The organism is Paenibacillus sp. FSL M7-1046 (assembly GCF_038007405.1).
Classification (GTDB): Bacteria; Bacillota; Bacilli; order Paenibacillales; family Paenibacillaceae; genus Paenibacillus_AQ.
Map to the genome: position 1 here is coordinate 3,522,967 of NZ_JBBOXB010000001.1, position 24,573 is coordinate 3,547,539.

Annotated in this window: 22 protein-coding genes; 10 read left to right on the top strand and 12 right to left on the bottom strand. The window is 50.7% G+C overall.

Going from position 1 to position 24,573, the window contains the following annotated elements:
* Positions 1 to 2 precede the first annotated feature (2 nt).
* From NYE29_RS15520 to NYE29_RS15530, 3 genes are all read right to left on the bottom strand, one after another.
* Positions 3 to 1,565, bottom strand: coding sequence for a tetratricopeptide repeat-containing glycosyltransferase family 2 protein (locus NYE29_RS15520; RefSeq protein ID WP_340896665.1), 1,563 nt, complete (start codon positions 1,563 to 1,565; stop codon positions 3 to 5).
* Positions 1,562 to 3,589: a glycosyltransferase gene (locus NYE29_RS15525; protein WP_340896666.1), complete on the bottom strand. Its 2,028-nt coding sequence runs from the start codon at positions 3,587 to 3,589 to the stop codon at positions 1,562 to 1,564. Before NYE29_RS15525 ends, NYE29_RS15520 begins: the two co-directional genes overlap by 4 nt.
* Positions 3,590 to 3,812: 223 nt before the next feature.
* Positions 3,813 to 5,477, bottom strand: coding sequence for a DUF6385 domain-containing protein (locus NYE29_RS15530; RefSeq protein WP_340896668.1), 1,665 nt, complete (start codon positions 5,475 to 5,477; stop codon positions 3,813 to 3,815).
* Between the two features lie 270 nt (positions 5,478 to 5,747).
* Here NYE29_RS15530 and NYE29_RS15535 point away from each other — a divergent pair, with 270 nt between their 5' ends.
* The 4 genes from NYE29_RS15535 to NYE29_RS15550 all read left to right on the top strand — a co-directional run bounded on the left by NYE29_RS15535 (position 5,748) and on the right by NYE29_RS15550 (position 9,579).
* Complete coding sequence (locus NYE29_RS15535) at positions 5,748 to 6,266, top strand: hypothetical protein (protein ID WP_340896670.1); 519 nt, start codon at positions 5,748 to 5,750, stop codon at positions 6,264 to 6,266.
* Positions 6,267 to 6,284: 18 nt separating this feature from the next.
* Positions 6,285 to 6,866: a hypothetical protein gene (locus NYE29_RS15540; RefSeq protein ID WP_340896671.1), complete on the top strand. Its 582-nt coding sequence runs from the start codon at positions 6,285 to 6,287 to the stop codon at positions 6,864 to 6,866.
* Between the two features lie 135 nt (positions 6,867 to 7,001).
* Positions 7,002 to 7,670 carry an alpha/beta hydrolase gene (locus NYE29_RS15545; RefSeq protein ID WP_340896673.1) on the top strand — a complete coding sequence of 223 codons (669 nt, stop codon included), beginning with the start codon at positions 7,002 to 7,004 and terminating at the stop codon, positions 7,668 to 7,670.
* A gap of 208 nt (positions 7,671 to 7,878) precedes the next feature.
* Entirely contained in the window at positions 7,879 to 9,579 is a 1,701-nt protein-coding gene (locus tag NYE29_RS15550) for an alpha amylase N-terminal ig-like domain-containing protein (RefSeq protein WP_340896675.1), read from the top strand.
* A 39-nt stretch (positions 9,580 to 9,618) separates the two neighbouring features.
* On the opposite strand, the gene NYE29_RS15555 is transcribed toward NYE29_RS15550, so the two are convergent.
* Entirely contained in the window at positions 9,619 to 10,710 is a 1,092-nt protein-coding gene (locus tag NYE29_RS15555; RefSeq protein ID WP_340896677.1) for a M23 family metallopeptidase, read from the bottom strand.
* Between the two features lie 303 nt (positions 10,711 to 11,013).
* On the opposite strand from NYE29_RS15555, the gene lipA reads away from it, so the two are divergent.
* Positions 11,014 to 11,916: a lipoyl synthase gene (lipA, locus tag NYE29_RS15560; RefSeq protein WP_076112533.1), complete on the top strand. Its 903-nt coding sequence runs from the start codon at positions 11,014 to 11,016 to the stop codon at positions 11,914 to 11,916.
* Positions 11,917 to 12,251: 335 nt separating this feature from the next.
* A complete protein-coding gene (locus NYE29_RS15565; protein ID WP_340896678.1) occupies positions 12,252 to 12,980 on the top strand; it encodes a YutD family protein in 729 nt (242 codons plus the stop codon).
* 114 nt (positions 12,981 to 13,094) lie between these two features.
* Here the strand turns inward: NYE29_RS15565 and NYE29_RS15570 are convergent, their stop codons facing one another.
* The 4 genes from NYE29_RS15570 to ylbJ all read right to left on the bottom strand — a co-directional run bounded on the left by NYE29_RS15570 (position 13,095) and on the right by ylbJ (position 18,124).
* Positions 13,095 to 14,531 (bottom strand): S41 family peptidase, encoded by a 1,437-nt coding sequence (locus NYE29_RS15570; protein WP_340896679.1) that lies wholly within the window; start codon positions 14,529 to 14,531, stop codon positions 13,095 to 13,097.
* Positions 14,532 to 14,586: 55 nt separating this feature from the next.
* Positions 14,587 to 15,768, bottom strand: a complete 1,182-nt coding sequence (locus tag NYE29_RS15575; RefSeq protein ID WP_340896681.1) for a stalk domain-containing protein — start codon at positions 15,766 to 15,768, stop codon at positions 14,587 to 14,589.
* A gap of 188 nt (positions 15,769 to 15,956) precedes the next feature.
* Positions 15,957 to 16,760 (bottom strand): NAD kinase, encoded by an 804-nt coding sequence (locus tag NYE29_RS15580; RefSeq protein ID WP_340896682.1) that lies wholly within the window; start codon positions 16,758 to 16,760, stop codon positions 15,957 to 15,959.
* Positions 16,761 to 16,885: 125 nt separating this feature from the next.
* The gene (gene ylbJ, locus NYE29_RS15585; RefSeq protein ID WP_340896683.1) at positions 16,886 to 18,124 is read right to left on the bottom strand and encodes a sporulation integral membrane protein YlbJ; all 1,239 of its coding nucleotides are present in this window, start codon (positions 18,122 to 18,124) and stop codon (positions 16,886 to 16,888) included.
* Between the two features lie 423 nt (positions 18,125 to 18,547).
* On the opposite strand from ylbJ, the gene NYE29_RS15590 reads away from it, so the two are divergent.
* Both NYE29_RS15590 and NYE29_RS15595 read left to right on the top strand, forming a co-directional pair.
* Positions 18,548 to 18,931, top strand: coding sequence for a globin domain-containing protein (locus tag NYE29_RS15590; protein ID WP_340896684.1), 384 nt, complete (start codon positions 18,548 to 18,550; stop codon positions 18,929 to 18,931).
* A gap of 31 nt (positions 18,932 to 18,962) precedes the next feature.
* Positions 18,963 to 19,664: a DUF2225 domain-containing protein gene (locus NYE29_RS15595; protein WP_340896685.1), complete on the top strand. Its 702-nt coding sequence runs from the start codon at positions 18,963 to 18,965 to the stop codon at positions 19,662 to 19,664.
* A gap of 102 nt (positions 19,665 to 19,766) precedes the next feature.
* On the opposite strand, the gene NYE29_RS15600 is transcribed toward NYE29_RS15595, so the two are convergent.
* Both NYE29_RS15600 and NYE29_RS15605 read right to left on the bottom strand, forming a co-directional pair.
* A complete protein-coding gene (locus NYE29_RS15600) occupies positions 19,767 to 19,997 on the bottom strand; it encodes a hypothetical protein (protein ID WP_038596195.1) in 231 nt (76 codons plus the stop codon).
* Positions 19,994 to 20,185: a YycC family protein gene (locus NYE29_RS15605; protein WP_340896686.1), complete on the bottom strand. Its 192-nt coding sequence runs from the start codon at positions 20,183 to 20,185 to the stop codon at positions 19,994 to 19,996. Before NYE29_RS15605 ends, NYE29_RS15600 begins: the two co-directional genes overlap by 4 nt.
* 209 nt (positions 20,186 to 20,394) lie before the next feature.
* On the opposite strand from NYE29_RS15605, the gene NYE29_RS15610 reads away from it, so the two are divergent.
* Together NYE29_RS15610 and NYE29_RS15615 are read left to right on the top strand one after the other, a co-directional pair.
* On the top strand, positions 20,395 to 22,185 hold the full coding sequence (locus NYE29_RS15610; RefSeq protein WP_340896687.1) for a M3 family oligoendopeptidase: 1,791 nt from the start codon (positions 20,395 to 20,397) through the stop codon (positions 22,183 to 22,185).
* Positions 22,186 to 22,601: 416 nt separating this feature from the next.
* On the top strand, positions 22,602 to 23,009 hold the full coding sequence (locus NYE29_RS15615) for an O-methyltransferase (protein ID WP_340896688.1): 408 nt from the start codon (positions 22,602 to 22,604) through the stop codon (positions 23,007 to 23,009).
* A 123-nt stretch (positions 23,010 to 23,132) separates the two neighbouring features.
* Here the strand turns inward: NYE29_RS15615 and NYE29_RS15620 are convergent, their stop codons facing one another.
* Both NYE29_RS15620 and NYE29_RS15625 read right to left on the bottom strand, forming a co-directional pair.
* Positions 23,133 to 23,366 (bottom strand): alpha/beta-type small acid-soluble spore protein, encoded by a 234-nt coding sequence (locus tag NYE29_RS15620; RefSeq protein WP_038596187.1) that lies wholly within the window; start codon positions 23,364 to 23,366, stop codon positions 23,133 to 23,135.
* A gap of 107 nt (positions 23,367 to 23,473) precedes the next feature.
* The gene (locus NYE29_RS15625) at positions 23,474 to 24,442 is read right to left on the bottom strand and encodes an aldose 1-epimerase (RefSeq protein ID WP_340896691.1); all 969 of its coding nucleotides are present in this window, start codon (positions 24,440 to 24,442) and stop codon (positions 23,474 to 23,476) included.
* Positions 24,443 to 24,573 lie beyond the last annotated feature (131 nt).

Below are 24,573 nucleotides of genomic sequence, written 5' to 3' on the forward strand. Positions count from 1 at the left end.
TCCTAATCTGTAACTCTGGGAAGCGGCAGCGCCATCCGCGCTCTTCGGACTGCCGGACCATAGACGGGAGCAGCGGGAGCTGAGGCCAGCACCCGGTCGGCCAGCAAAATCCAGGAACGGCCAAGCTGCAGGGCAGGTGCAGCTGCAAATGCGGGAGCATCCTGGTTACAAATAGAGGGATGGTTCAGCAGGGACAGTACATCCCCTTGGCTCAGCTGTTCTGCTGGAATTGTCCGCACCTCGTGTATTAGTTCTAATAAGGAGTTGCCGGGAGCTGCGGCAATATCAGGTGTTACCTCGGCAGCTGCAGCTTCCGCTTCGCCCTGCAGCTCCGCTGCCGTAGCGTAACAGCCTTCCCTCAGCAGCAGCGGAAGGCTGCCGTGCAGCGCGGCCCATGCATCGGGCAAATGGGCCTTTAACCAGCCGGATATCTCCTGCTCACGGCCGCTGTACTTGAAGATCCGCAGGAGGCGGGCAATAAGCGGGCCGGGCTCCGGATGAAGCTGAGCCGCCCGTGTGCAGCAGGCGATGGCCTCGCCATCTTCGCCTGTTTCCTGACATAGCTGCCCTAATGCAGTATAGGTCAAATAGGTCCCGAATCCGGATTCCGTGTGGTAGCCCGGAGGAGAAACGCCGATGTCCAGTGCGCGCCGCAGCGCCGCTTTGGCCTCAGCAAAAGCTCCCGCCTGCAGCAGCAGTACTCCCTTGAGATGATGGAGATCAGGGTAATCGGGGAACAAAGTTATGCCCCGTTCACATGCTTCCAGCGCACCCTTCAGTTCTCTTTTGGCGGCCCGGCAGCGGATTTCGTATTTATACAGCAGATGGACGTAACTTGTATCCGGCTCGACCTCCTCCAGCGAACGCTGGATATGGTGAAGAGCAGGGTCATATTCCCCTAAACGCATATATTCCACAGCCATGTTGAAATGGTGAAAAGCATCGCCGGGGTTCAGCCTCAGCTGCTCCTTCAACAGCTCAACGTTGCGGCTGATCTTGTCTTTCTTCGCTACAACACCATCGGCATAGCCGTAATGATGAATAACCACAGTGCTCAGATGCATTGCGGCAGCGGGAGTGGCCTCCACGATAACACCAGCAATCTGCTCGTGGATAATTCCGTTGAACCGGTACTGAGGACGGTTGCGGAACATCCGCAGGATCGGATTCACCGTGATGGTCTGCGAAGCGCAGGAGGTTCCCTTATGATTATGAATCCGCAGGAAAAACGCCTCATACTCCGTATGCTCCGCACACAGCAACAGTTCTTCTTTGCTTCCTGCATCGAGCTCTTCATCGGCGTCCAGTATGAGGATCCACGTTCCTTTTGCCATCTTCAGGCCTGCATTGCGGGCTGCGGCAAAGTCTCCGTTCCAGGGGAAAGAGACGACAGCGGCGCCGAAGGAACGGGCAATTTGCACAGTGCTGTCAGTAGATCCGGTATCGACAACGACCAGCTCATCAGCTACCCCGTGTACACTTTTTAGGCATTGGGCCAGACTGTCAGCTTCATTTTTAACGATCATGCATAATGAAATCAGCGGCTTGCGGCGCGGCTTGGTCATGGTGTTGTTCCTCCCTGGCGCTGACGGTAGCTCCACTGCGTATGCCAAGGTGTGCGGTTCAGTATGGCCATGGAATTTCTTATCGCGGCAATGTCCTCCAGGAGTGGACTATGGGGATCATCCTCTTTAAAGCTTTCCACAACCTCTTCCAGCCCAAGCCTCGCCAGTTGAAGATAACAGAGCGATAAGCCGATTCGCGCAGCTTCATTCCCGGGTGCTTCTTCCAGCAGCTGTTGAAACCACCCGGCAGCCTCTGAATAATGGCCCTTGTCAAAGAGCATTTCCCCGATATAAAAGAGAACTTTTCCCTCTGCCCGTTTGTCGCGGGCCAGGTCTATAAACAGCTCCCCGGCTTCCTTTAATCTGCCTTCCTCATACAATGCTGCAGCCAGATCCGCCGTATGTGCGGGAGATAGCTCTGCCAAAGAAGCAGCCAGCCCGTAACGCTGCAGTTTCACAGACAGCTCAATAAGTGTGGTTATGAGCGGAGCAAAGCCAGGTTCAGCTGTGAGTTTAGACGGATAGGCCCTTTTGTACGATAAAAGTTGGTCTATATCATATATTTTTTTGCAAAAGGGTTCGGATACATCAAGCAGCCGCTTTCCCATTTCCCAATGGCATATCGCCTCAAGCTTCCACAGCTGCTGTAATAATTCTTGATCCACATTTTCGCCGCTTAGAGATGTCTTATGCTCCTTAAGGGCATTCTCAGCCTCCTGAACCTTCCCGGCAATGATCCAGGCGGAAAGGATAGACACAAGTGTATCCCGCTCCAAAGGAAAACTCTCCTGTGACAATCCGGCTATAGCCTCGTAAGCGCCAATCGCAAACAGGGTGGTGATGACTGCCGTTCTTGCGGCTGCCTGCTCCGGCGGGACAAGCTGGACAAGCAGTGCAGCAATGTCATTATCCGGTACTGCAAGCCGCTGGAAGGCAGCAGCGATTCCCAGCAGTGCCGGGGCATATAGGGAATAATGCTGAAGCGAGCGGTGGAAATACCTTGCCGCCTCTTCGAACTGGCCAAGCTCCTGCGAGAGTACACCCATGCGGTGCAGCGGACGGAAGGTGCACATGCCTTGTTCGCGGACATATTTTCCGCTTGATGTTGAACTGTCACAGAGTGTTGCTGCCTGCTGATAGGACTGGAAGGCACGTTCCGGCAGACCTTGACTCTCCCAGGATTGGCCCTGAATAAAATGCAAATCAGGATAATCCCCGTAACGTTGCAGTTCTCTTGCCAGCAAAGCATCGATCTCGTTCATTTTTCCCAGAGCGAGATAGATTTTGCATAAGTCACGGATCATGGCCGGACGATAGGAGACTTGAAGCGGAGCGCGGCTGACGGTCTGGCGCAGCAGTTGCTCCGCCTCCTCCAGATTGCCTTTCTGACAGCAGGTCACTGCCAGATTATAGCTGTGGAAGTCATCCTCCGGCTGTTGTGCAAGAGCGAGGCGCAGCAGATGTTCATTGCGGCTGATTTTATTTTTGCTGGCCATAATCTCCGGTAAATATCCAAAATGGACAACCCCGATGTCACTGTCCTGGATTGCGGAAACACCCTGTTTGCTGATAATTGCGGCGTCTACGCCTTCATGGATTTTCCCGCTGTAGCGGTATTCCTGTCGATTGCGGAACAAACGCACCAGTCTGTGGTTTAAACGCTCTTCGGGCCTGCTCCCAAACCAGTTTTCTATGTCTACTGTGAATGCTTCGGCTTTAGTCTCACGAAGTAATTCGATAATTTTCTGCAGAGGGGTCTTCAGGATCTCATCGGCATCTATCACCAGAAGCCAATCGGTCCCGGCAGCGGATAACCCGGCATTGCGCGCCTCCGAGAAATCATCGGCCCATTCCCTGAGGAGCACTTTGGCTCCGTAGGTCCGGGCGATTGCAACAGAATCATCTGTCGAGCCAGTATCCACGACGACAATCTCGTCAGCTCCAGCCAGACTTTCCAGACAGCGGGGCAGGAGTTCTGCTTCATTTTTGACGATCAGATGAACGCCAAGGGTAGGGGTATTCACGGTTTTTCCTCCTTTGGAAGGCTATTTCTTCAGTTCTGTGTTGAGGGAGGTGATGATTGTCCGGCATATGTAGATGCAGAGTCTGGTTATGACAAAATAACCCTCAAAGTGCGGATTCGGTTCATAGCATGCTCCAAGTACTTTGCAGGGCTTCAAAACCAAAGAAAGAGTACATGGACAACCATGCACTCTTTGTCTCTACAGGATATGACGGACCTTTTGCTTACGTTCCCTGAGCGTCAAAAATGACATTAATGGTAGAAGCCGCACCCGGGGTCGCTGATTGATAAGAAAGACGGGTATATTTCAGGAATCTTGCTGGAACGATGACATCAACAGAACCAGCAGGTAAAGGATTGTCACCGGTCGTATCGACAAAATAATTGGTTCCATCCGCACTGATCTCAACCTGCGTATTCACAGGGTTGGCTCCAGTGTTCAAGATGAAATAGGAGTAGGTACCCAGCACGCTCGTTGTATTGGCCGGCAGCGGCGTGAAGACATCGGAGGTTGGAATTCCGAGTGTAGCCTGCTCAATAAAGCTGCGCTGCGAGATGGAGGTCACACTGCTGAGTGTACCGGCAGTAATGGTAGCCCCCAGTACACTGGTGATTGTACCGTCAAGCAGGTTGGTAATTGTACCAGCGGACGACAACGTACCGGCAGTAATGGTAGCCCCCAGCACACTAGTGATCGTACCGTTAAGCAGGTTAGTGACTGTACCGGCCGACGATAATGTACCGGCGGTAATCGTGGCCCCCAGCACACTGGTAATCGTACCGTTAAGCAGGTTAGTGACTGTACCGGCCGACGATAATGTACCGGCGGTGATGGTAGCGCCAAGTACGCTGGTAATCGTACCGTCAAGCAGGTTGGTGACTGTACCAGCCGACGACAACGTACCGGCGGTGATGGTAGCCCCCAGTACGCTGGTAATCGTACCGTCAAGCAGGTTGGTGACTGTACCAGCGGACGATAACGTACCGGCAGTAATGGTAGCACCGAGCACGCTGGTAATTGTACCGTCAAGCAGGTTGGTAACTGTACCAGCGGACGATAACGTACCTGCAGTAATGGTAGCCCCCAATACGCTGGTAATCGTACCGTTGAGTAGGTTGGTGACTGTACCAGCCGATGACAACGTACCGGCAGTAATGGTAGCGCCGAGTACACTAGTAATCGTACCGTCAAGCAGGTTGGTGACTGTACCAGCGGACGACAACGTACCAGCAGTAATGGTAGCACCGAGCACGCTGGTAATTGTACCGTCAAGCAGGTTGGTGACTGTACCAGCCGATGACAACGTACCGGCAGTAATGGTAGCGCCGAGTACGCTGGTAATCGTACCGTCAAGCAGATTAGTGACTGTACCAGCTGACGATAATGTACCGGCAGTAATGGTAGCGCCGAGTACGCTGGTAATCGTACCGTTAAGCAGGTTAGTGACTGTACCGGCCGACGATAATGTACCGGCGGTGATGGTAGCGCCAAGTACGCTGGTAATCGTACCGTCAAGCAGGTTGGTGACTGTACCAGCGGACGATAATGTACCGGCAGTAATGGTAGCGCCAAGTACGCTGGTAATTGTACCGTTTAAGAGGTTGGTGACTGTACCAGCGGACGACAACGTACCTGCGGTAATGGTAGCCCCCAATACGCTGGTAATCGTACCGTTGAGCAGGTTGGTGACTGTACCAGCCGATGACAACGTACCGGCAGTGATGGTAGCCCCCAATACGCTGGTAATCGTACCATTCAGGATGACTGTGGTCAGGTTACCGCTGGGATCTGTAGTAAGGGGAAGATCATTAAGAGAGACGGGGTCCCGCCCGAAAATAAGCGTGCGCAAATTATCCGGATTGGACTGGAATGAACTAAAGTTAGGCAAAGTTATTCATCCTTTCTTCATAGAATAGGAACAGCAAGCTTACTCGTAAAAAGACCCAAACCGTCGTCTGGGTCTTAAACATTATTGCTTCCGTCATTGCTAGAACACAGCCTGTACGGATAAAAATAAACCATTCGAATGGTGTGATATTAATATATGGAGGATTGAAGAGGATGACTGGGTTGGCATAGCAAAATACGCAGATTCCCAAACAAGCCGGTTAAAACCGCATAATATGAGAATATGCTAGAACGATGGGAGGATAGAGTTATGCCGAATGATGCGGTATTCAACCCGAGCAGCCAGCCGCTGTATACCGAACAGGTCAACACCTATGTTACCCCAGGGGTCGCCTCCTTTCCTGAGGCAGACGCAGCCCAGTCTGGTTTGTTCTTTGCCATCCCTTTTGCCTCTATAGTTACCACAGCTGCTCCGCTTGTGCTTCAGGTATTTAATCCGGCCGGCAGCGGGCGTACAGCATACATTTCCAGGGTCACAGCCAGCACGGCGACATCCCCGGTCACATTGACACTGTTAAGGAATGCGACAGTCGGTGGGGCGACGATTACACCGGTCAATTTCAATTTTGGAAGTGCGGTTGCCAGTGTAATGACTGCCCGTACGGCTACTGCGGCTCCTTTGACATCTTTATTGTTGGCAGCGGGTCCGGTCATTGTAGAACTTAACGGAAGAATTATTGTGCCTCCGGGCAATTCCCTGACTATCACGCTAACCATTTCTACAGGGAGTTCAGCGGCTACAGGGGGGATCAGCTGGTGGGAATATTAGAACGGGGAGGGGAGAAAAGTGCCTAATCGTTATGTGTTTAATGAGAATGACCAGCCGGTTTATGTGGAAATGACAAACACCTTCCGCTCACCGGACATTTCGGCACCGCCTGAGATGAATGCGTCGGAGAATGCGGCATTATTTTCGTCGAATGCTTCCGCTTCTGCGACGGTGATACTCAGCTTGAGCTCTGCCATTATCTCTGTCCGGATTAACAATCCGGCGCTCAGCGGCAGGACTGTGTTCATTTCGCACATCAGCGGCAGCATTGGCGGATCATTATTATTATCTGCCATGTCAGGCACCTTCACCATAGTTAGAGGAGGAACATTAACCACGCCGGGAACCTTGACTCCGGTGAATAATAATTTGGCCAGCACCGCAGCCAGCAGCATGACGGTGCAGTCTTCTACAGCGGCAATCAGCGGGGGGACGACCTTATACACCTATCAATTAACCCCAGGCGTATTCACGCAGGTATTTACCGGCAGCATCGTAGTTCCTCCAGGCAGCGCAATCAGCGCCAATGTGACTTCCTCGAGCTCTTCCGTGGGGCTAACCATTACCTCGGCACTGGGCTTGATGTGGTGGGAGCGATAACCGGTATTTAATGACATAATGATGAAGTGAACCTTGACGATTGGACGTTGAGGTTTATTTTTCTTAAAATGGTTAAAATAAGGCAGATACATATAAACCCAGCGGAAAAAAATCTATACGAAAAGAGGAATGGTTATGGATAGCTGTTTGTTTATTCATGGCTTCACCGGGGGAGAACACGAAATCTCTCCGTTGTCACGGTTTATGGAGCAGCATAATTACCATTCCAGGACCTTCACGCTTAAAGGGCACGGCGGCAGCAGAAAAGATCTGCTTCACTCGGACAGGCATGATTGGCGGCAAAGTGCCGAAGATGAATTAAAGAGTTTGCTGAACCAGACGGAGAGCGTTCATCTTATTGGTTTTTCTACCGGAGCGTTGATCGCTTCCCATCTTTCGGTACAATACCAAGCCCGGATTAAGTCGCTTACGCTGCTGTCGGCGCCTGTGTTTCCGCTGAACGTGCTTGAGATTCTCAGAACGTTGGGCAGCCCAGCCATGCTCAGGAATTATTTCAGCAAATTCGGCTCGACGCCGGCGAAGGCCACCCGGGAGTTTCAGCGGCTGGTCCGCGAAAGCTTTGAGGTCTATCCGCGCATCGAGATTCCGACCTTGATCGTGCAGGGCAGAAGAGATCATCTGGTGAAGACCAAAAGCGCCGGTTACCTGCAGCAGACCATTCCTTCCGGCCGCAAACAGGTGCTGATGGTGGAGAACAGCGGTCATATGGTTTGCCATTGCGATGACAGTGAGCGGATCATGAACGAAGTACTCCAGTTTATCGAGCGCTCAGGGGCTTCCTGAATAGTGTGTGAAAATAATATATCAAGCGCCGCTTGCAGAGCCTCTTTCACCGATGAGTGTGAAGCAGGCTCTTTCTTATTTATAGAGTTGATTTGCATTGACAACGTATACAGCGCATGGTAATTTTTATGAAGGAAACCGGTTTCCCTAACGGGTTGAGTTTGTCCGGAAAATTCCGGGACTGATAATAAAAAGGAGATTAAAAAATATGTCAAACCACTGGTTTTTGTACCATACGTCAGAAGATCCTTTTGCCTTTCCCGCTGGACCGGGAGCCCTGAAATTGCGGCTGTTTGTGCCTGCCGGACAGCAGTTAAGCTGTACTGTGGTTCACTCCGACCGCTATGATTCCCCGGGCAGTGAACAGCCGCAGTCTATGGAGAAAATCGGTTCAGCCGGCGCCTATGAGATTCATGAGGCGGTAATCCGGACGGAAACCGGCAAATGCAGATATTTGTTCTATGTAAAAAATCCTGCGGGTGATTATACATGGTACGGGGAACGGGGAGAGTCCCAAAACCGCGAACGTGCCGGGTCTTTTCAATACGCTTATCTGCATGCCGACCAGGCGCTGGAGCTGCCTTCATGGACGAGCGGAGCCATTGTCTATCAGATATATCCCAGCAGCTATAACCGTGGAACACTGCAGGGAATTACAGAAAAAATACCCTATCTGCAGGAACTCGGCGTGACCGCCGTCTACATGACACCTATCTTTGAATCTCCTTCAGAGCATAAATATAATACATCAGATTATTACAAGATTGATCCTGATTTTGGTACAGCAGAGGATCTTAAGGAACTCGTCGCTGAGGCACACCGCCACGGGATCAAGGTGCTGCTGGATGCTGTATTCAACCATTCCGGCGATACTTTTTTTGCTTTCAGAGATGTGCTTGAACATGGGGAGAATTCGCGGTATAAGGATTGGTTCTTTATCCATTCCTATCCGGTTGAGCAGTCTCCGGTTCCAACCTATGAGACCTTCGCAAAGGCCGAAGCCGAAATGCCCAAGCTGAATATGAATCATCCTGAAGTTGCTGATTATATGCTTGCTGTGGCCAAGCATTGGATTCGTGAAGCGGGAATTGACGGCTGGCGTCTGGATGTGGCCAATGAGGTCCATCCGCTGTTCTGGTCGCGGTTCCGCCGCGAACTGAAGGATGAATTTCCCGAACTGCTGCTGATTGGGGAAATCATGCATGCGTCCGGTCCATGGTTAAGGGGTGACCAGTTTGATGGCGGGATGAATTATGTGCTGCGTGATGCGGTGCTGGAATTTTTTGCGGAACAATCCACGGGCCCGCAGCGGTTCATGGAGCAGCTGCTCCATATCGAAGCACTCTGCAATGATCAGGCTAACTCGGCAATGTTCCAGCTGCTTGGCAGCCATGATACCCAGCGGTTTCTGACAGCATGCAAGGAAGGCGGCCGCGGCTGGAACCGGGCGGGTACGGCCCTCCAGCGGATGAAGCTGGCTATATTTTTTCAGATGACCTATATTGGCCTGCCAATGATTTATTACGGAGATGAAGTCGGAATGGAAGGGGCCACCGATCCGCACTGCAGAAAGCCGATGCTTTGGCACAGGCAGGAGCAGAATGAGGAACTGCGCAATTGGTACAAGGAGCTAATTGCCCTGCGGAAAGCACATAACGTCCTGCAAAAAGGCGCATTCCGCCCCTGGTTCACCGATGAGGCGCGTAATGTCCTCGGCTTTGTGCGGCGGGGTGATCAGGACCCAATAGGGCTGATTCTCAACAACTCCCCAAATCATTATCAGCTAGAGCTGAGCAGTTTCCGCCCTGACCCAAATGAACTGACCGACTTGTTGAGTGGAAGGACCATCCGGAATGCCAAACAGATTTTTGTGGAGATTGAACCGTTCGGCTGCCTGATGTTGAACTAGCCGAACGGTGCGGATGAAATCATACGGCCGGGTTCAGGTTCATGATTTGTTTTTCTTATTTTTCCTAAGTGTCCGATACTCCTGATTCTCCCATTGCTTGAGCAAAGGATAAGGATCGAAGGCCCACTCTGTAATTCCCCGGTCGCGGTAGATGCCGTAATGCAGATGGGGAGGGAATTTGCCCTGAGTTCCGGGTTTGCCGTACCCCGAGCTGCCGACCCAGCCAAGGGTCTGCCCGGGTGTGACGATATCTCCGCGGGAGATGGATTTCTCATACCCGGCCAAATGGGCGTAATAATGGTATCGGTTCTCGATATCGCGAATGCCTATTCTCCAGCCGCCAAAGCGGTTCCACCCCTTGGTCTCCACTACTCCAAAGCAGGTGCTGCGCACAGTCATACCGTGCGGGGTGAACAGATCCGTACCCTCGTGAATGCGCGCACCTCCCCAGCTTCTGCCGGTGCCCCAGGTACTGCGGTAGGCATACATCGTTCCGACAGGCAGCGGAAAAGCGCTGCCTGACAGGTCGATCCGTCCGAAATGCTCATACAGCTTAGAGAATTGCGCCACCCGCTGGGCCGCGCGGCCATTATGATAATACTCCCAAATTCCAATATTGAAGTCATTCACTGAGTTCCCATAATTCAGCAGGTGGCGTGCCATGCTGTAAAGCACATCGGCATCATTTGTGGGATCGGCAAGATCGTCCCCGGAGCCGTCCTGCCCGAAACCGCCGAAGAAGCTGATGGAATCAGGGGACTGATCGGCCTGATCCGGATTCAGCGGACCGGACCATACCGGTGCAGGAATGGCGATGCTGGTAAGACGGGAAGAAGCGGATACTTCTGTGCTTCCCTTCTTCTTAGCGATCGTCCGTTCATACTGGTCAATTGCAGCGAATCTGAACCAGGGAATGCCGGTAGCAGCACTCATTTGCTCATAAAGCTCCTTGCGTGCAGCCTCAACATTCACCTTGCTGCTGGCAGGAACGCCGCTGGATTTGACGGTCGGGAGGTTATGCCCCCGGGTGGCAGCAGCAACAGCTGCTTCCCCGCCGCCCGACAGCAATAGGGCAGTCGACAAGCAGGATACGGTGATCACTTTTATATATTTTCTGAATGGGGCCAGCATGATAACAACCTCCTAAGTTCCGCCGTGGAATTGTACAAAACACCCGGACAGGTATTGACAGATACACTTCTTTTTCTTTTAATTTGAAGCAAAAGGGATGTTTTTATCCGTACTTGTCTAAAGCTACCAAGTATGAACAAATACCTTGCAGAAAGAGCTGATGTCTATCTGAAGTACAGGGCAATCAAGTTTGCAAGTTGAATTTCACAAAAACAGGCAATTGCTAATGGCACATGATATAATATGAGGCAGCAACTTTTTAACCATGGAACTTATATTCAGGCGAAAGCGGGGTTCACCACTTTGACTAATAGAACAGCCAAACAACCCAAGCCGGACTGGATTAAAATCAAGTTAACGACCGGTGATAATTATCAGGATATTAAAGGCATGATGCGTTCCAAAACTTTACATACCGTATGTGAGGAAGCACGTTGTCCCAATATTTATGAATGCTGGGCGAACCGTACGGCTACATTTATGATCCTGGGAGACATTTGTACACGGGCCTGCCGTTTTTGCGCCGTGAATACAGGTCTGCCCACGGAGCTGGACCTGCTGGAACCGGAGCGTGTTGCTGAAGCTGCAGAAGGCATGAAGCTTAACCATTGTGTGGTGACAAGCGTGGCCCGCGATGACTTGAAGGATGGCGGTGCGGCGATTTTTGCCGAGACTGTTGCTGCTATTCGAAGACGTCTTCCGCTATGCAGTGTGGAAGTTCTAATCCCGGATTTTCTCGGAGACCGGGACAGCCTGGAAATTGTAATGAACAGCCGCCCGGACATCCTGAACCATAATATAGAGACGGTAGAGCGGATGTCGGACCGTGTGCGGGCCAGAGCCAAGTACCGCCGCTCTCTGGAGCTGCTGCGCCGGGCGAAGGAGATCAAACCAGATATTCCTACCAAATCCAGCATCATGCTAGGCGTTGGAGAGGAATGGGACGAAATACTTCAGGCGATGGATGATCTGCGGGCGGCAGATTGTGATATATTGACATTAGGGCAATACCTGCAGCCTTCCCCTAAGCATTTAAATGTGGAGAAATATTATCCGCCGGAGCAATTTGCTTTGCTGAAGGAAGAAGGACTGAACCGGGGCTTCAGTCATGTGGAAGCGGGCCCGCTCGTCCGCAGCTCTTATCGTGCGCATGAGCAGGTCAAGTCCGCTGCGAAAGCCCGTGAAGAGCGCTCAGTTTCACAGTAAAAATAAAATTTTGGGGAACAAAATTGCCTTCGTGACGGAGTCACAGGGTTTATCTTTAGTCTTTAGTCTTTAGTCTTTAGTCTTTAGTCTTTAGTCTTTAGTCTTTAGTCTTTAGTCTTTAGTCTTTAGTCTTTAGTCTTTAGTCTTTAAGGTTTAAGGTTTTAGGTTTTAGAGGGAAAAGGGCCGATTGTGAGCCGTAGGCGATCAGAGGCCCTTGGGTTATTGTTGTAGGTCCACCCCATCACGCGTTGATGGAGCCGTGGAGCGGAATTTCGAAATTGGAGGAGCGCCAGCGTTCGCCTTTGTTGTCCGATTTCAACCGCATGGTGGTTTAAATGAAGAAATCGGACAACAACAGCGGCCGGAAATTCGAAATTCCGCGGAACGGCGGCTTATCAACGCCCCCGCTCCCGCTCCCATTATGCAAAAGAAAGGCAGGCGACACACGCTTGATCGTTATAGGTGGAAAAGGCTACGAGCTCATGTTGGATCATAAGGACGGCTGGAATCCGGAGGCGTTTCGCGGGAGATACAGCGAGGTGCTGGACCGTTACGATTATATTATCGGTGACTGGGGGTACAGCCAATTACGTCTAAAAGGCTTTTACCGGGACAACCATCCGAAGGTGAACCGGGATACGGCTATTTCAGGCATGGTGGATTACATTAATGAATACTGCAATTTCGGCTGTGCCTATTTTGTTCTGCATAAATTGAAAGAGCAGCCGAAGGAAGGCACATTCAAGGATATCTTGATTAAAGAAATACCGGAGCCGGCGCTGGAGGAAGACCTTGAACAAGAGCCTGCTGAACCGGATGCTGTAATTAAAGAGCAGCGGGAATCGAAATCTTCTTACTCTAACCCGGCCCGGGACAAGGGTACTGGCGGAAACGGCAGGGATCATTCGTCTAAGGATAGACCTGTGCGGGAACATCAAAGCCGGAACCACCGGAATAAAGACAAAAAAGGCAATAAAGAGTTTCAGGGCAGGCAGCAGCAGAACCAGCAAAGCCCGCAAAACCAGCAGAATCCGCAGAACCCGCCCCAGAATTCTTCGAACTAAGCAAGGGCGGCAACTGTCGTCTGTTCTGGGATTGGTATAAAACAAGAATGCCCCGCAGCCATACATACATGGCTGGCGGGGCATTCTTTTGTTTCTGCAGAGCGATATAATCCGCTATTTAACGGATAATTTCAATTGTTTGAGTGCGGCGTCGTAGCTCCAGGTTAGCGCAGGGAATTTCTTTTTGAACGCATTGAGTTCAACGTAGGTCTCATCATTCTGGGACAGGGCTTCTTTGGAGGCTAAGGCGAAGCTGGAGATGCTGCCGGCTCCGTTCGTGACGAGCACTTTCTTGTTCTTGGCGTCCCAAGCAACCTCGCTCTCGACAAGGGTTGCCAGCACGCGTGCTGAAGCATAAACCTTGTCTCCTTGCTTCAAGAGACCGACATTTCCGGCAAAAGGACTTCCATTGATGTTCAGAATATGGCTATCTCCGGACGCCGTGATGTTGGTCATTCCGGCAATTTGCAGGGCGGTAATCAGCTGTGCGGTTTTGCTTTGGACTTCAATATCCGGCTTCAGGCCGATCTGGTTAAAGTCCTCCTTGTTCGGGGTCAGGTACTTTAAAGTCGTCAGCTTCAGTTCCCCGCCGTTGGATATGGGCACAAGGTTTTGAATTCTGGCTTTGCCGTATGTGCGGGTACCAACGATAGTCGCGATCTTATTATCACGCAGAGCGCCGGTCAGTGCTTCGGAGGCACTGGCGGAGTTTTCATTCGTCAGGACGACGACAGGCACGCCGATTTTACTGCCACCTTTTATAATTTCCGGAGTCAGTGCGCCACTTTTGTCGGAGGTGTACATCATAATGCCCGACTCCATAAACTTGGAGGTAATGTTCTTGGCAACATCGATATAGCCGCCTCCGTTATTGCGCAGATCCAACACGAGCGATTTCATCCCAGCTGCCCGCATCTTATCCAGCATAGCGGAGAATTCCTTGTCGGCATTTTGCGTGAAGCCGCTTAATGCGATGTAAGCGATTTTCTGGCCGACAATTTTGCCGGTGACAGAGGTTGTTACCATACTTTTCAGGGTTACGTTAACGGATTTGGCCGCTCCGTTTCGGTTGACCGTTAGGGTCAGCTTGCTGCCCGGCGCTGCGCTAAAGGGATCGGCCTCAAGATCAGCGATGGCCGTACCGTTGATCTTCAGAAGAACGTCACCGCGTTTCAGGCCCGCTTGTTCGGCTGGAGAACGGGGGGTGATTTCTTCAATGTACACCTCAGTCCCATTTCTCGCCAGCGAAAAACCGATACCGACATATTCAAGCTCAAGCTGATGTTGAAACTCAGCGGCTTCGTCACTGTTGAGGTACATGCTGTATGGATCATTGAGCGTATAGATCATTCCGTCAATTGCACCACGGATCAGGGTGTCCTTGTCTACCCCTTCCACGTTGTAGGATTCAATATAGTCCATAATTTCGTTAATAATTTCCGTGTTTGAATCGGTCTGTGCGCTCTCTGCCGCTGAAGCAGCAGGTGCTAAGAGGAGGGAGAACGCAAGACAGCCGCTAAGAACGGCCGACATGATTTTACCGGATTTCATAAGTGCATACGCCCTTTTTTATTATATTTGATGATGCATTACAGCTGTCTTAGGATTATGATTGATCTCCATCAAAGCTAAGGTTATAGGTTTCGTCAACCGTCCACGCACCGTCTTCTGACTTCACAAAGAGGAAGATGAGCGACTGCTTGTAGCTCTCCCCGCTATCGGCATCCTTAATGGTGGTTTCCGCATACACAGCGGCTTCTCCGGGAGAATAATAGAAGACATTCGAGTTATCCAGGCTATAGCGGTGATCATAGGTATCAAAATAATCCTGCATATCCGACTTTGTTGCCGCATCGTACTCCTCCCCGTATGAGGTCATCAGGGCGGAGATAGCATCCGTATTCTCAGCACTCATATATTGATAATACTTGCTGAGGTTATCTTTGATGGTTGCTGCTGTAGCTTGCGGCAGCACTGCCGCTGTCATTCCCTGTTCACGGGTCAGGAGCACCGTTCTGTCCTGCACCTCCATCGAGGCGATCTTCCATTTCCCGTCCTTACGGATGAGCTCATACAAATATTCAATGTTCTCGTCAGGAATATAAAGGCCGCCGGTTCGAACAGCTTTCTCAACCGTGACGGCAGTCGCTTCATTTCCCTGGATTTGCAGCACCTTGAGGCTTTCTATTGTATTCTTGACATCATACAGCTCAAAGGATGAATCCATATCGGCTACCATTCCCGTAATGTCCTCACCTGCATCCACAAGCGAATAAAAGCGACTGGCTTGTTCAGTATTATAATATTGGTTGGCCAAATGAATTAAGGCCGTAATATCCTTCTCGTCGGTGACAGTGGACACAGCGGCTTTGATCTTGACGCTTCTGCTGCCAGAGTCCCAGACGGCTGTGCCGCCGGTAGCTTCAGCAATGAAACGCAAAGGGATATAAGTAGTGCCGCCAATGGAGAGGGGAGCTGTACTCATTTTTTTGACGGTTCCGTTCAAGGTAGCCCGGTTGCTGCCGATTTTGAGGCTGAGCTTAAGCGAGGAGCTGGTGCCGGTGATGGTTCCCGTTTGGGCATTATAGAGCACCTGAAGTCCAAGCTTTTCGAATATGACACGGAAAGGAACGAGTACAGTATTATTCTTAAGGTAAGGATTACCCGCAGTGAATGAAACATTGCTGCCGTTAATATAGACCTTAATCGGTTGTTCTGCGGCAAAAGCGGGGAGTGCCAGCACAAGTGCCAACAGGCTGGTGCCTAATAAAGATATTAATTTTTTCAACGGTTGTTCTCTCCTTTAAAATAAACATAACTATGTAAAATAGGTTCATTATACCAATGGAAATTCTCCCTGTCTATCAACTTGTGTTAGCTGTAATAGAAGAGTTTGTTAAACGCCCCCAAGCATAAAAGAGCCGGGAATGTCGTTGCATTCCCGGCTTTCCCACCTCTGAAATTAGGACCAGCTCCCTAGACCAGAAAGGCTTCACGGACACGGTTCCAGAAAGGAAACGGGCGGTATCTGGCAAAGCTGATTTTTTTGTCGGATACCTGGCAACGGACGGAGACCAGGTCATCCACTGGAATATTGTTATGGTCAATCGTCAGCAGCAGGCGCTGGTCTTTGCGGGAAAAGATGTCGCAGTGATGATGTTTGGGCAGCAGCAACGGTGAACCCATCGTACGGAACACACGATTGTTGATCGATGCAATTTCGGCAATTTGCAGCGCTTCAATCGACGGATGCACCATAGCGCCTCCAAGACTTTTGTTGTAGGCGGTGCTGCCTGATGGCGTAGAGAGGCATAAGCCGTCGCCGCGGAACATCTCGAAGGTAACGTCATTAATGTCAATCTGGATGACCACAGTTCCGTCAACACCTTTAAGGGTGAACTCATTCAGGGCAATATGCGAGGTGGAACCTGATTTTTTATGAATTTCCAGTTCTAGCAGCGGATACTGCACGATACGCGGTTTATGAGGCATGGAATCACCCACTCCGCACATATAGTCGATCAGTGTCGGAAGCTCTTCCGCTTGCCAATCCGCATAGAAGCCCAAATGTCCGGTATGCACACCTACAAAAGCCAAATTGGGAATCTGATCGATAAAAGTATGAAAAGCGTGCAGCATAGTTCCGTCACCGCCAATAGAAATGACGATTTCAGGAGATTCGGCATCCAGCTCCAGGTTTCGCTCCGCCGCCAGCTTGTGAAATTGCTCCGCAAGTTTAATGGACAATTCGTCTCCGCGGTCCAGAACATAATATCTCAAGATGTACAGGCTCCTTTGTATGATTCAGTCATACACCGATCATAATCAATCTTGACCCGGAACACAATATTAGTGCGATGAAAAGACTGCCCTCCTTGCGTATATTGTTCAGTATCCTTTCAGGATTAATGCCGCCGCCATGTGCGCGCTGCTATGCCGGATAGCATTATAAGCAGCGACAGCAGCAAAGCCCCACCCAGCAGCAGGCCAAGCAGGCTTAGACTGGAGACGAAAGCAGAGGCGGGAGAAGCAAGTCCGGAAGCGGCAGGCAATGAATTCCAATGCTCTGACAACCCGGAGCTTATGACGGGCTTCCAGAGCAGCAGCAGCAAGCCTGCTGACAGAAAGGCGTGAACCAGTCTGGCAAGCATGAAGGGGAGATAACGCAGTCCTGTGCCATTCAGGATGCTTGCGACCTGGGCATGTACGGATAATCCGCCCCAGGAGAGAATAAAAGCAGCAGCAGCTGCTTTGAAGTGCAGCGGAATTGAAGCCGTCGCCTCACCGGCTGAACGGGCGCCGAGTGTAACCTCGAACAGGCCGCTGACCAGTGCCGCCGATAATTCAGGGGGGAACCCTGCCAGAGAGAGGATACGGTCTGTCAGTCCGAACAGTGTCGACATGATTCCGGCACGGGCCAGCAGCTCCATCAGCACGGTGAAGAATACAACCAGCCCTCCTACGACAATAATAAGCAGCAGCGAGGATTGCACAGCACCCATAAGCAGCTCGCCGAAGCTCCGCCCGTCCCTGCGCCGGGCTTCGGCCATGGAGCTCAATGCCATGCGCAGCCGCCCGGAGTTTTGTCCACTAGGGGGAGACTGAATTTTAGCGGATAAGGTATGTTCTTTCCGTCCATGGAAGGACATCAGCAGCCCTACGATCAAGCCCCCTCCGTAATGGGCAAGCGCCAGGACTAGTCCTAAAGAAGCATCATGAAAAAAACCGACCGATACGGCACCCAGCAGAAAAATAGGATCGGAGGAGGTGGTGAACGCAACGAGGCGCTCCCCTTCCACCCGGTTGACCAGGCCCTGTTCCCGCAGCTTTGCGGTTAATTTGGCACCAACTGGATATCCTGATACATATCCCATGGCCGCCACAAATCCGCCGCTGCCGGGAATATTGAACAGCGGCCGCATCAAAGGGTCCAGCAGCGCACCGAAGAGATGAACTATGCCGAGGCCGAGCATGATTTCGGAAATGACAAAGAACGGAAACAACGAGGGGAACAGCACGTCCCACCAGATGGCCAGCCCGCGCAGCGCTGCAGCCAGAGCGCTTGCCGGATGAGCCAGCATCAGCAGGATGCAGCCGGCAAAGATGAGGCCTAGCAGGGGGCCGGAAATCTTCTTCAAGATCATAGTCAACGCCTCCAAGTTCTATGGTTAGATGTATGCCAAAAGAAGGACAAACATCACAAAAAAAATGCAGAAAGCGTTTACAAGACGCGATGCATTTTTGCTTGAATTATGATATTATTAAATTAATCAATGCACACCTTTTTTAGAGTAATAATTAGGGATGGAGTGATGGTGATGAGCGTAGTTGCCGGAGTTCTCGTTTGTGCTTTTGTATATGTTATCCGGATCTCTCTCGTCCCTCCTGGTGATGAGGAATTTCGGACCTATTAAATATGATGTGACGCTAAACACCGGGTTTAGCGTCTTTTTTTTGCGTTCTACAGGATGACATAAGCCTAAAGTCATTGTTTAACGGTGCAATGCTTTTTTTGGTATAATAAAACAGACGCTTCAATTAAAATGAAAGAAAGCTGGTAACCTCCAATGAATCCAAATGACAGCTTATTCGACAATCTGGGGGGCGCAGAGGGGCTTCACCGTCTGGTTGAAGTATTCTATGCAAAAGTGCAGCTTCATCCGCAGCTGAGCCCGTTATTCCCTGCTGATATTACTCCTGTCCTGGAGAAGCAATATCAATTCCTCAGTCAGTTTTTCGGCGGACCGGCGCTCTATTCCGAGCTCCATGGCCATCCGATGATGAGAGCAAGGCATATGCATATTCCAATCACGCCGGAACATGCCGAGCAGTGGTTGGGGTGTATGAAGGAAGCACTGGAGGATACCGGTGTTCAGGAACCGCTGCGTTCATTTGTGCTCAGTCGGCTTGCAGGACCTGCACACCATTTTGTTAACATGCCCCAGGAGTAAGGAGCAGTTGATCGCGAAAGGATGAGGGCATTTGCCAGAATTAATACCTTTGTACTCGATTAAAGTTATGTGCTGCAACTGTGAACAGGAATTCTCAACCTCACGGGTACGTCCGAGCCTCAAAAGAGCAATACGCCGGGATGCGGATTTCTGCTCCTATTACAAGGAGGAAAATCCGGATTATTATGTTGTGCGTGTCTGTCCGAACTGCGGCTTTGCCTCTACGGAGAACTCTGCCGACAAGCTGGTCGACTGGCAGCGCAAAGCTTTTAATGAGCAGGTGGGGACCCGTTGGAAGACCCGGGATTTCGGGGAGAAGCGCAGCTGGGAGCTCGCACTTGAAACGTACAAGCTTGCACTGATTTGCGCTCAAAGCATCAAGGACAAAGACCGGATTATCGCTAGCCTCCTGCATCATATTGCCTGGATGTACCGCTATCAGGGGGATTCTGCGCAGGAGCAGCGCTTTTTGCGTTATTCGCTGGATGAATATGTAAAGGTGTTTGAGAATGACGGGATGGGTGGAAATGACGCCCGGCTGATGTATCTGATCGGTGAGCTGAACCGCCGTATCGGGGAGTTCCACAGTGCGGTGAAATGGTTCTCACGTCTGATCAACGATCAGAGAATCACCGATGCCGCGATGATCCGGGCTGCGCGCGAGCAGTGGGCCCTGCTGCGCGAACAAATGCGTGGAGAAGACATTGACCCGGACGCATTGGCGGGAATCTGATCCTTTTCCGCAGCTCCATGAACGGCAAAAGCGCAAAAGCGATAAACTCACTTTTGCGCTATGCAGGTGTGCCTGATTGAGGGAATGGGAGACCATAGGCGGTCAGCGGACCGCGCGGTCGAACAGCAGATAGTCCCCATCGTTGTCGATGACTGTCGGGCTAGTGCTGCAGCATGGAAAGACAAGCAGTTTCTTTTTGCCGTCGCGCACGATTTGCAGTTCCTTCGGTTTCATGGGGAGAAGCACATTCTCCGAGTTGCAGAACGGGCAGTACTGCACGTACAGATCTCCAAGAATAATGTCATAAGGCCAGGTATGGCTGAATGGGATCATTGCTCTTCCTTCTCAGCTGGCGGCGTCTCTGCAGCCTTACCATCGGTCTCAGCGCTTTGCTGCTTCGATAATTCAGCGATCTTTTGCAGCAGAATATGTTGAGGCATATGCATCAAGTGTTCCAGGGGAACGCCGAGCTGTTTGGATAAAGTTATAGCCGTTTTCGGTGAAATTTGCAGTGGCTTCATGTTGATGCCCTCCTAAAAGTTTAATGAGCATAGCTGCTTAGAGTCATTTCGTACAAAGCTGCCTCAGAAGCATATGGCGGTACCCATTAGAATAAATATGACTATTTGGCCTCGAAAGCAGAGGCTTGGGGTTATCGTAATTCACTTTACCATGGCTTCAGGCCAAATACAAAGAAAACCAATTCAGAGCAAAGGAATGGTGGGAAGACATGAAACAACCATTATCACTGACATGGGAGCTGGAGTCTATTTTTCCGGGCGGTTCATCCTCTCCGCAGTTTGAAGAATTCTTGAAGCAGCTTGAAGCGGATATTGAGACCTTGCGGCAGCAGGTTACCGCTTCCGTCTCCCCGGCCGATTCCGAATCCACCAAATCCCTGGATTCTGTGATCGAATTGCTGCAGAGCTGCTCCGGACGTCTGATCCAGGCGTCGGAATTTGCCGGCTGCCTGGGTGCCCAGAATCAGCAGGACAAGGGAGCTGTCCGGTTATCCTCCAAAGTGACCGGTTTGCGCGCCGGCTTCGAAGGCATCAGTTCGCAATTTGACAATGTGCTGCGTCAAACGTCGGATGCGGTATGGACGGAGTGGATGGCCCGGCCGGAAATTGCTCCGCTTGCTTTCGTACTAAGCGAAAGCCGTGACTTAGCCCGCGAGAAGATGAGCCCGGAGCTGGAAAGTCTGGCGCTTGAGCTCGCCGTTGACGGATATCATGGCTGGAGCGAGCATTACGAAACGATTGTCGGCTCCATTCAAATCCCGTATGAGGATGAGGAAGGAACCAAACAGTTGTCTGCCGGACAGGCCTTCAATAAGCTGGATGATGAAGATCCGAAAGTACGGGAGGCCATGTTCCGCAAATGGGAGGAAGCCTGGGGCGGAGCCGCAGATTATTGCGCGGATACCCTGAATCATCTGGCAGGATTCCGGCTGAAGTTGTACAAAGGCCGGGGCTGGGAGGATGTGCTGAAGGAGCCGCTTGGCATCAACCGCATGTCACACACAACATTGGACGTGATGTGGGACGTCATTACCAAGAGCAAACCGGCGCTTGTCTCCTACCTCCAGCGCAAAGCCAAACTGCTGGGTATGGACGCACTGGCCTGGGTGGATGTAGAAGCGCCTGTCGGCAAATCCTCCGGCAAAATTCCTTATGATCAGGCAGCAAAAGACATTGTTACGCAATTCCGCAAATTTAGTCCGAAGCTGGCGGATTTCGCTGAGCATGCCTTCGACAATAACTGGATCGAGGTCGAAGATCGTCCGGCCAAACGTCCCGGCGGATTCTGCGTCTCCTTCCCGGAGAGCAAGGAATCCCGCATATTTATGACATACAGCGGCACGCCTTCCAATGTGTCGACATTGGCGCATGAGCTTGGACACGCCTACCACTCTTTCCTGCTGGATGACCAGCCGCTGTTCAACCAGAATTACGCGATGAATGTAGCAGAGACCGCCTCTACCTTCGCAGAAGTCATTGTATCCGATGCACAGGTGAAGGCAGCTGCTGATCCGGAGGAGAAGCTGGCGCTGCTTGAGGCGAAAATTCAGAACAGCGTTGCCTTTTTTATGAACATCCACGCCCGCTTCTTGTTCGAAACCCGCTTTTACGAAAAACGCAAGGAAGGTCTTGTGAACGCGGAAGAGTTGTCGGCACTGATGGAGGAAGCTCAGAAAGAAGCCTTCTGTGGTGTGTTGTCAGAGTATCACCCGCATTTCTGGGCCTCTAAGCTGCATTTCTACATTACGGATGTGCCGTTCTACAATTTCCCTTACACCGTAGGGTATATGTTCAGCACGGGATTGTACCGGCTTGCGCTGGAGCAAGGGCCTTCATTCGCTGACAAGTATGATAATTTGCTGCGGGATACAGGGGTAATGACATTGGAGGATCTGGTCTCCAAACATCTAGGAGTAGACCTTACGGAGCCGGATTTCTGGCAGGGAGCCGTAGATCTGATTGTAGCGGATATCAACGAATTCCTTGCAATGACAAACTAATCTGACCGAGAATATGACAAAACTAAGACAAGAATTTTTTGTCGAATGGAAATCAATTCGCTCAGAACTGGTGTGAATACGCAAAAGCCCCTTTATCGGGGCTTTTTTTTGCGCTGTATAGTGTCGAAAGCGATCGGATTATAGTGGAATTTATTGGATTTTTAATAAAGATTGCGCACATATAGGGATTTTAACCCAATTATGTTGAATAATGTTGTACCTTGTAAAGTACTGCCCTATAATGAGCCTAAAGCCTTATATAAGGCCTGCTAGGAAAGAAATACGAAGGTGGTTTGTACGAAGAATAATCAAGAAGCAGTGCTCTCACAAAACGAAGCGGAAGCTTATGAAGCAAGTTTTGTACGAAGAATAGAACTTCAAGAAGCAATGCTCACAAAACTTTTAGGAGGTACAATATGCTCAGGACAGAAGAGCTATCGCTGGCAAGACAGATGGATTTGGTATTCAAGGAGCTGCAAGAGGAATTGTCTGGACTGTCTTCCGGCACGGTTTTTGTGCAAATCAGAAATAATGTCATCGGTAAGTTTGGGATCCGCCATAATCCGCTGTCTGGACGAAGTGGTGTATTTAAGGATGAGCAGGAGGGGTTGAACTCAGGCCAGTTATCCTCCTTCCGGCTTATGGCGCTGGAGAGTCTGAAATACAAACGGCGCTGGACGCATGGTGAGATCAGCTATGAGTTCGCCGTCCGCCAGGGAATGGTGGTTGTAGATGCGATCCTGGAGTCCAATTACAATATGGCCAACCTGATGATCCGCTATCCCCGTAATTCTGCTGACAATTCTGATCAAAATTACGGCTGAAATTATACATAGCTACACAAGCTAAAAGCCCGCCTGCGCTTCGACGAGAAGCGCAGACGGGCTGAGAAGCTACTCCGTTTCAGGCGTTAGCCCTACCGGATAAATCACTTAATGATAAGGCGACTACGAACGACCGGACAGTTGTTGCTCTGCCAGTTGTACCAGACGTTTGGTGATGTATCCTCCCAAAGAACCGGTTTCGCGGGAAGTGTAGTTACCATAATAACCGTCTTGTGGAATCGTTACTCCAAGCTCTTGTGCTGCTTCATATTTCAACTGCTGCAGCGCTGCATTCGCTTGAGGCACGACCAGGTTATTACTACGGCTGCTACGACCTTGTTGACCTGCTTGACCCATGTGTGTCACCTCCTTCGCCCGTTGTGAAGATAGTATGAGCGCGAGGAGATGAATTCATGCACGATTTCGAAAGAATTTAAGGATGGTAATTATATGAAATTAAGAAGTTAAGGATAGAGTATTTCGAGCATGCTGGAAAGCGCAAGCGTCTGGCCGGGCTGCAAGGTAATGAGTCCTGTAAAGGAAGGGTTCTTTGGGATATTCGGAGCATCCGGCAGCCATGTGTAGGGTTCGATGCACAGAAACTGCTCTGCAGGCCCTTTCGTATATACCACCCAATGACGGAAGTAATCTTTGTCTGCAGTATAGCGAAGCCCATATCCGTCATCACGGAGCAGCAAGGCTTCTGCGGGCTGCTTTTTTCCGATTCTTAGCACAGTATCCAAATTAGTACCTTGAAGATTCATTCCTTGGTTAAAGGCTTCCAAATCACCGAGCGGCAGCAGGCTGCCGCTGGGCAGGAGCTCGTTGTTCAGTTCATAAATGCTTTCTACGGGCAAATTCAGTTTCCAGCGGCCGGGCTCACCGTCAATCATGAACCAGGTGTGATAGCCAATCCCGAATGGAATGACTGTGTCTCCTAAGTGAGTGACCTTAAGAGTTTGCTGAACACGGGCATCCTGAAGCCGGAACGTCATTTCGAATCTCAGAGGAACAGGAAATTGCCTCATCCAGTTAGCGTCGTCACCGGTATTGAATTCCGTCGTCACCGCACAGCCTTCTTCGTCCTCTTCAATATCGCTGACACACCAGCTCTGCGTCCGGTGCAGTCCATGAATATGATTGTCCCCGTCCGTATTCTGATCAAACTGGTAGCTTGTACCCTCAAATTGAAATTGCCCCTTGCGGATTCGTCCGGGTGGAACTAAGAGCGGAATACCGAAATGGTAAGGCTTCTGCAGATAAAAAGATATGTCGCTTTCATCAGGCCGGCGAAGGATTTCCCGATTCTCCTTACGGTCCCACAAGGAGATAATGTTGTTTCCCAGTCGCGGCAAAAGCGTGAGTTCAAGTTCGCAGCTATGTAAAATATAGGTATCATAGCCGCCCCACTGCCCTTTGGTCACCTGTTTCATGAGAGATATGCTCCTTTAACTTAATCTGAAAGAATGCGAATAACCTTATCATAACAGATTTATGTTTTTGTGGTTAACGGATTTGACATCTTCTCAGTATCGCTCTATGATGAATGCATTAATGAACGATG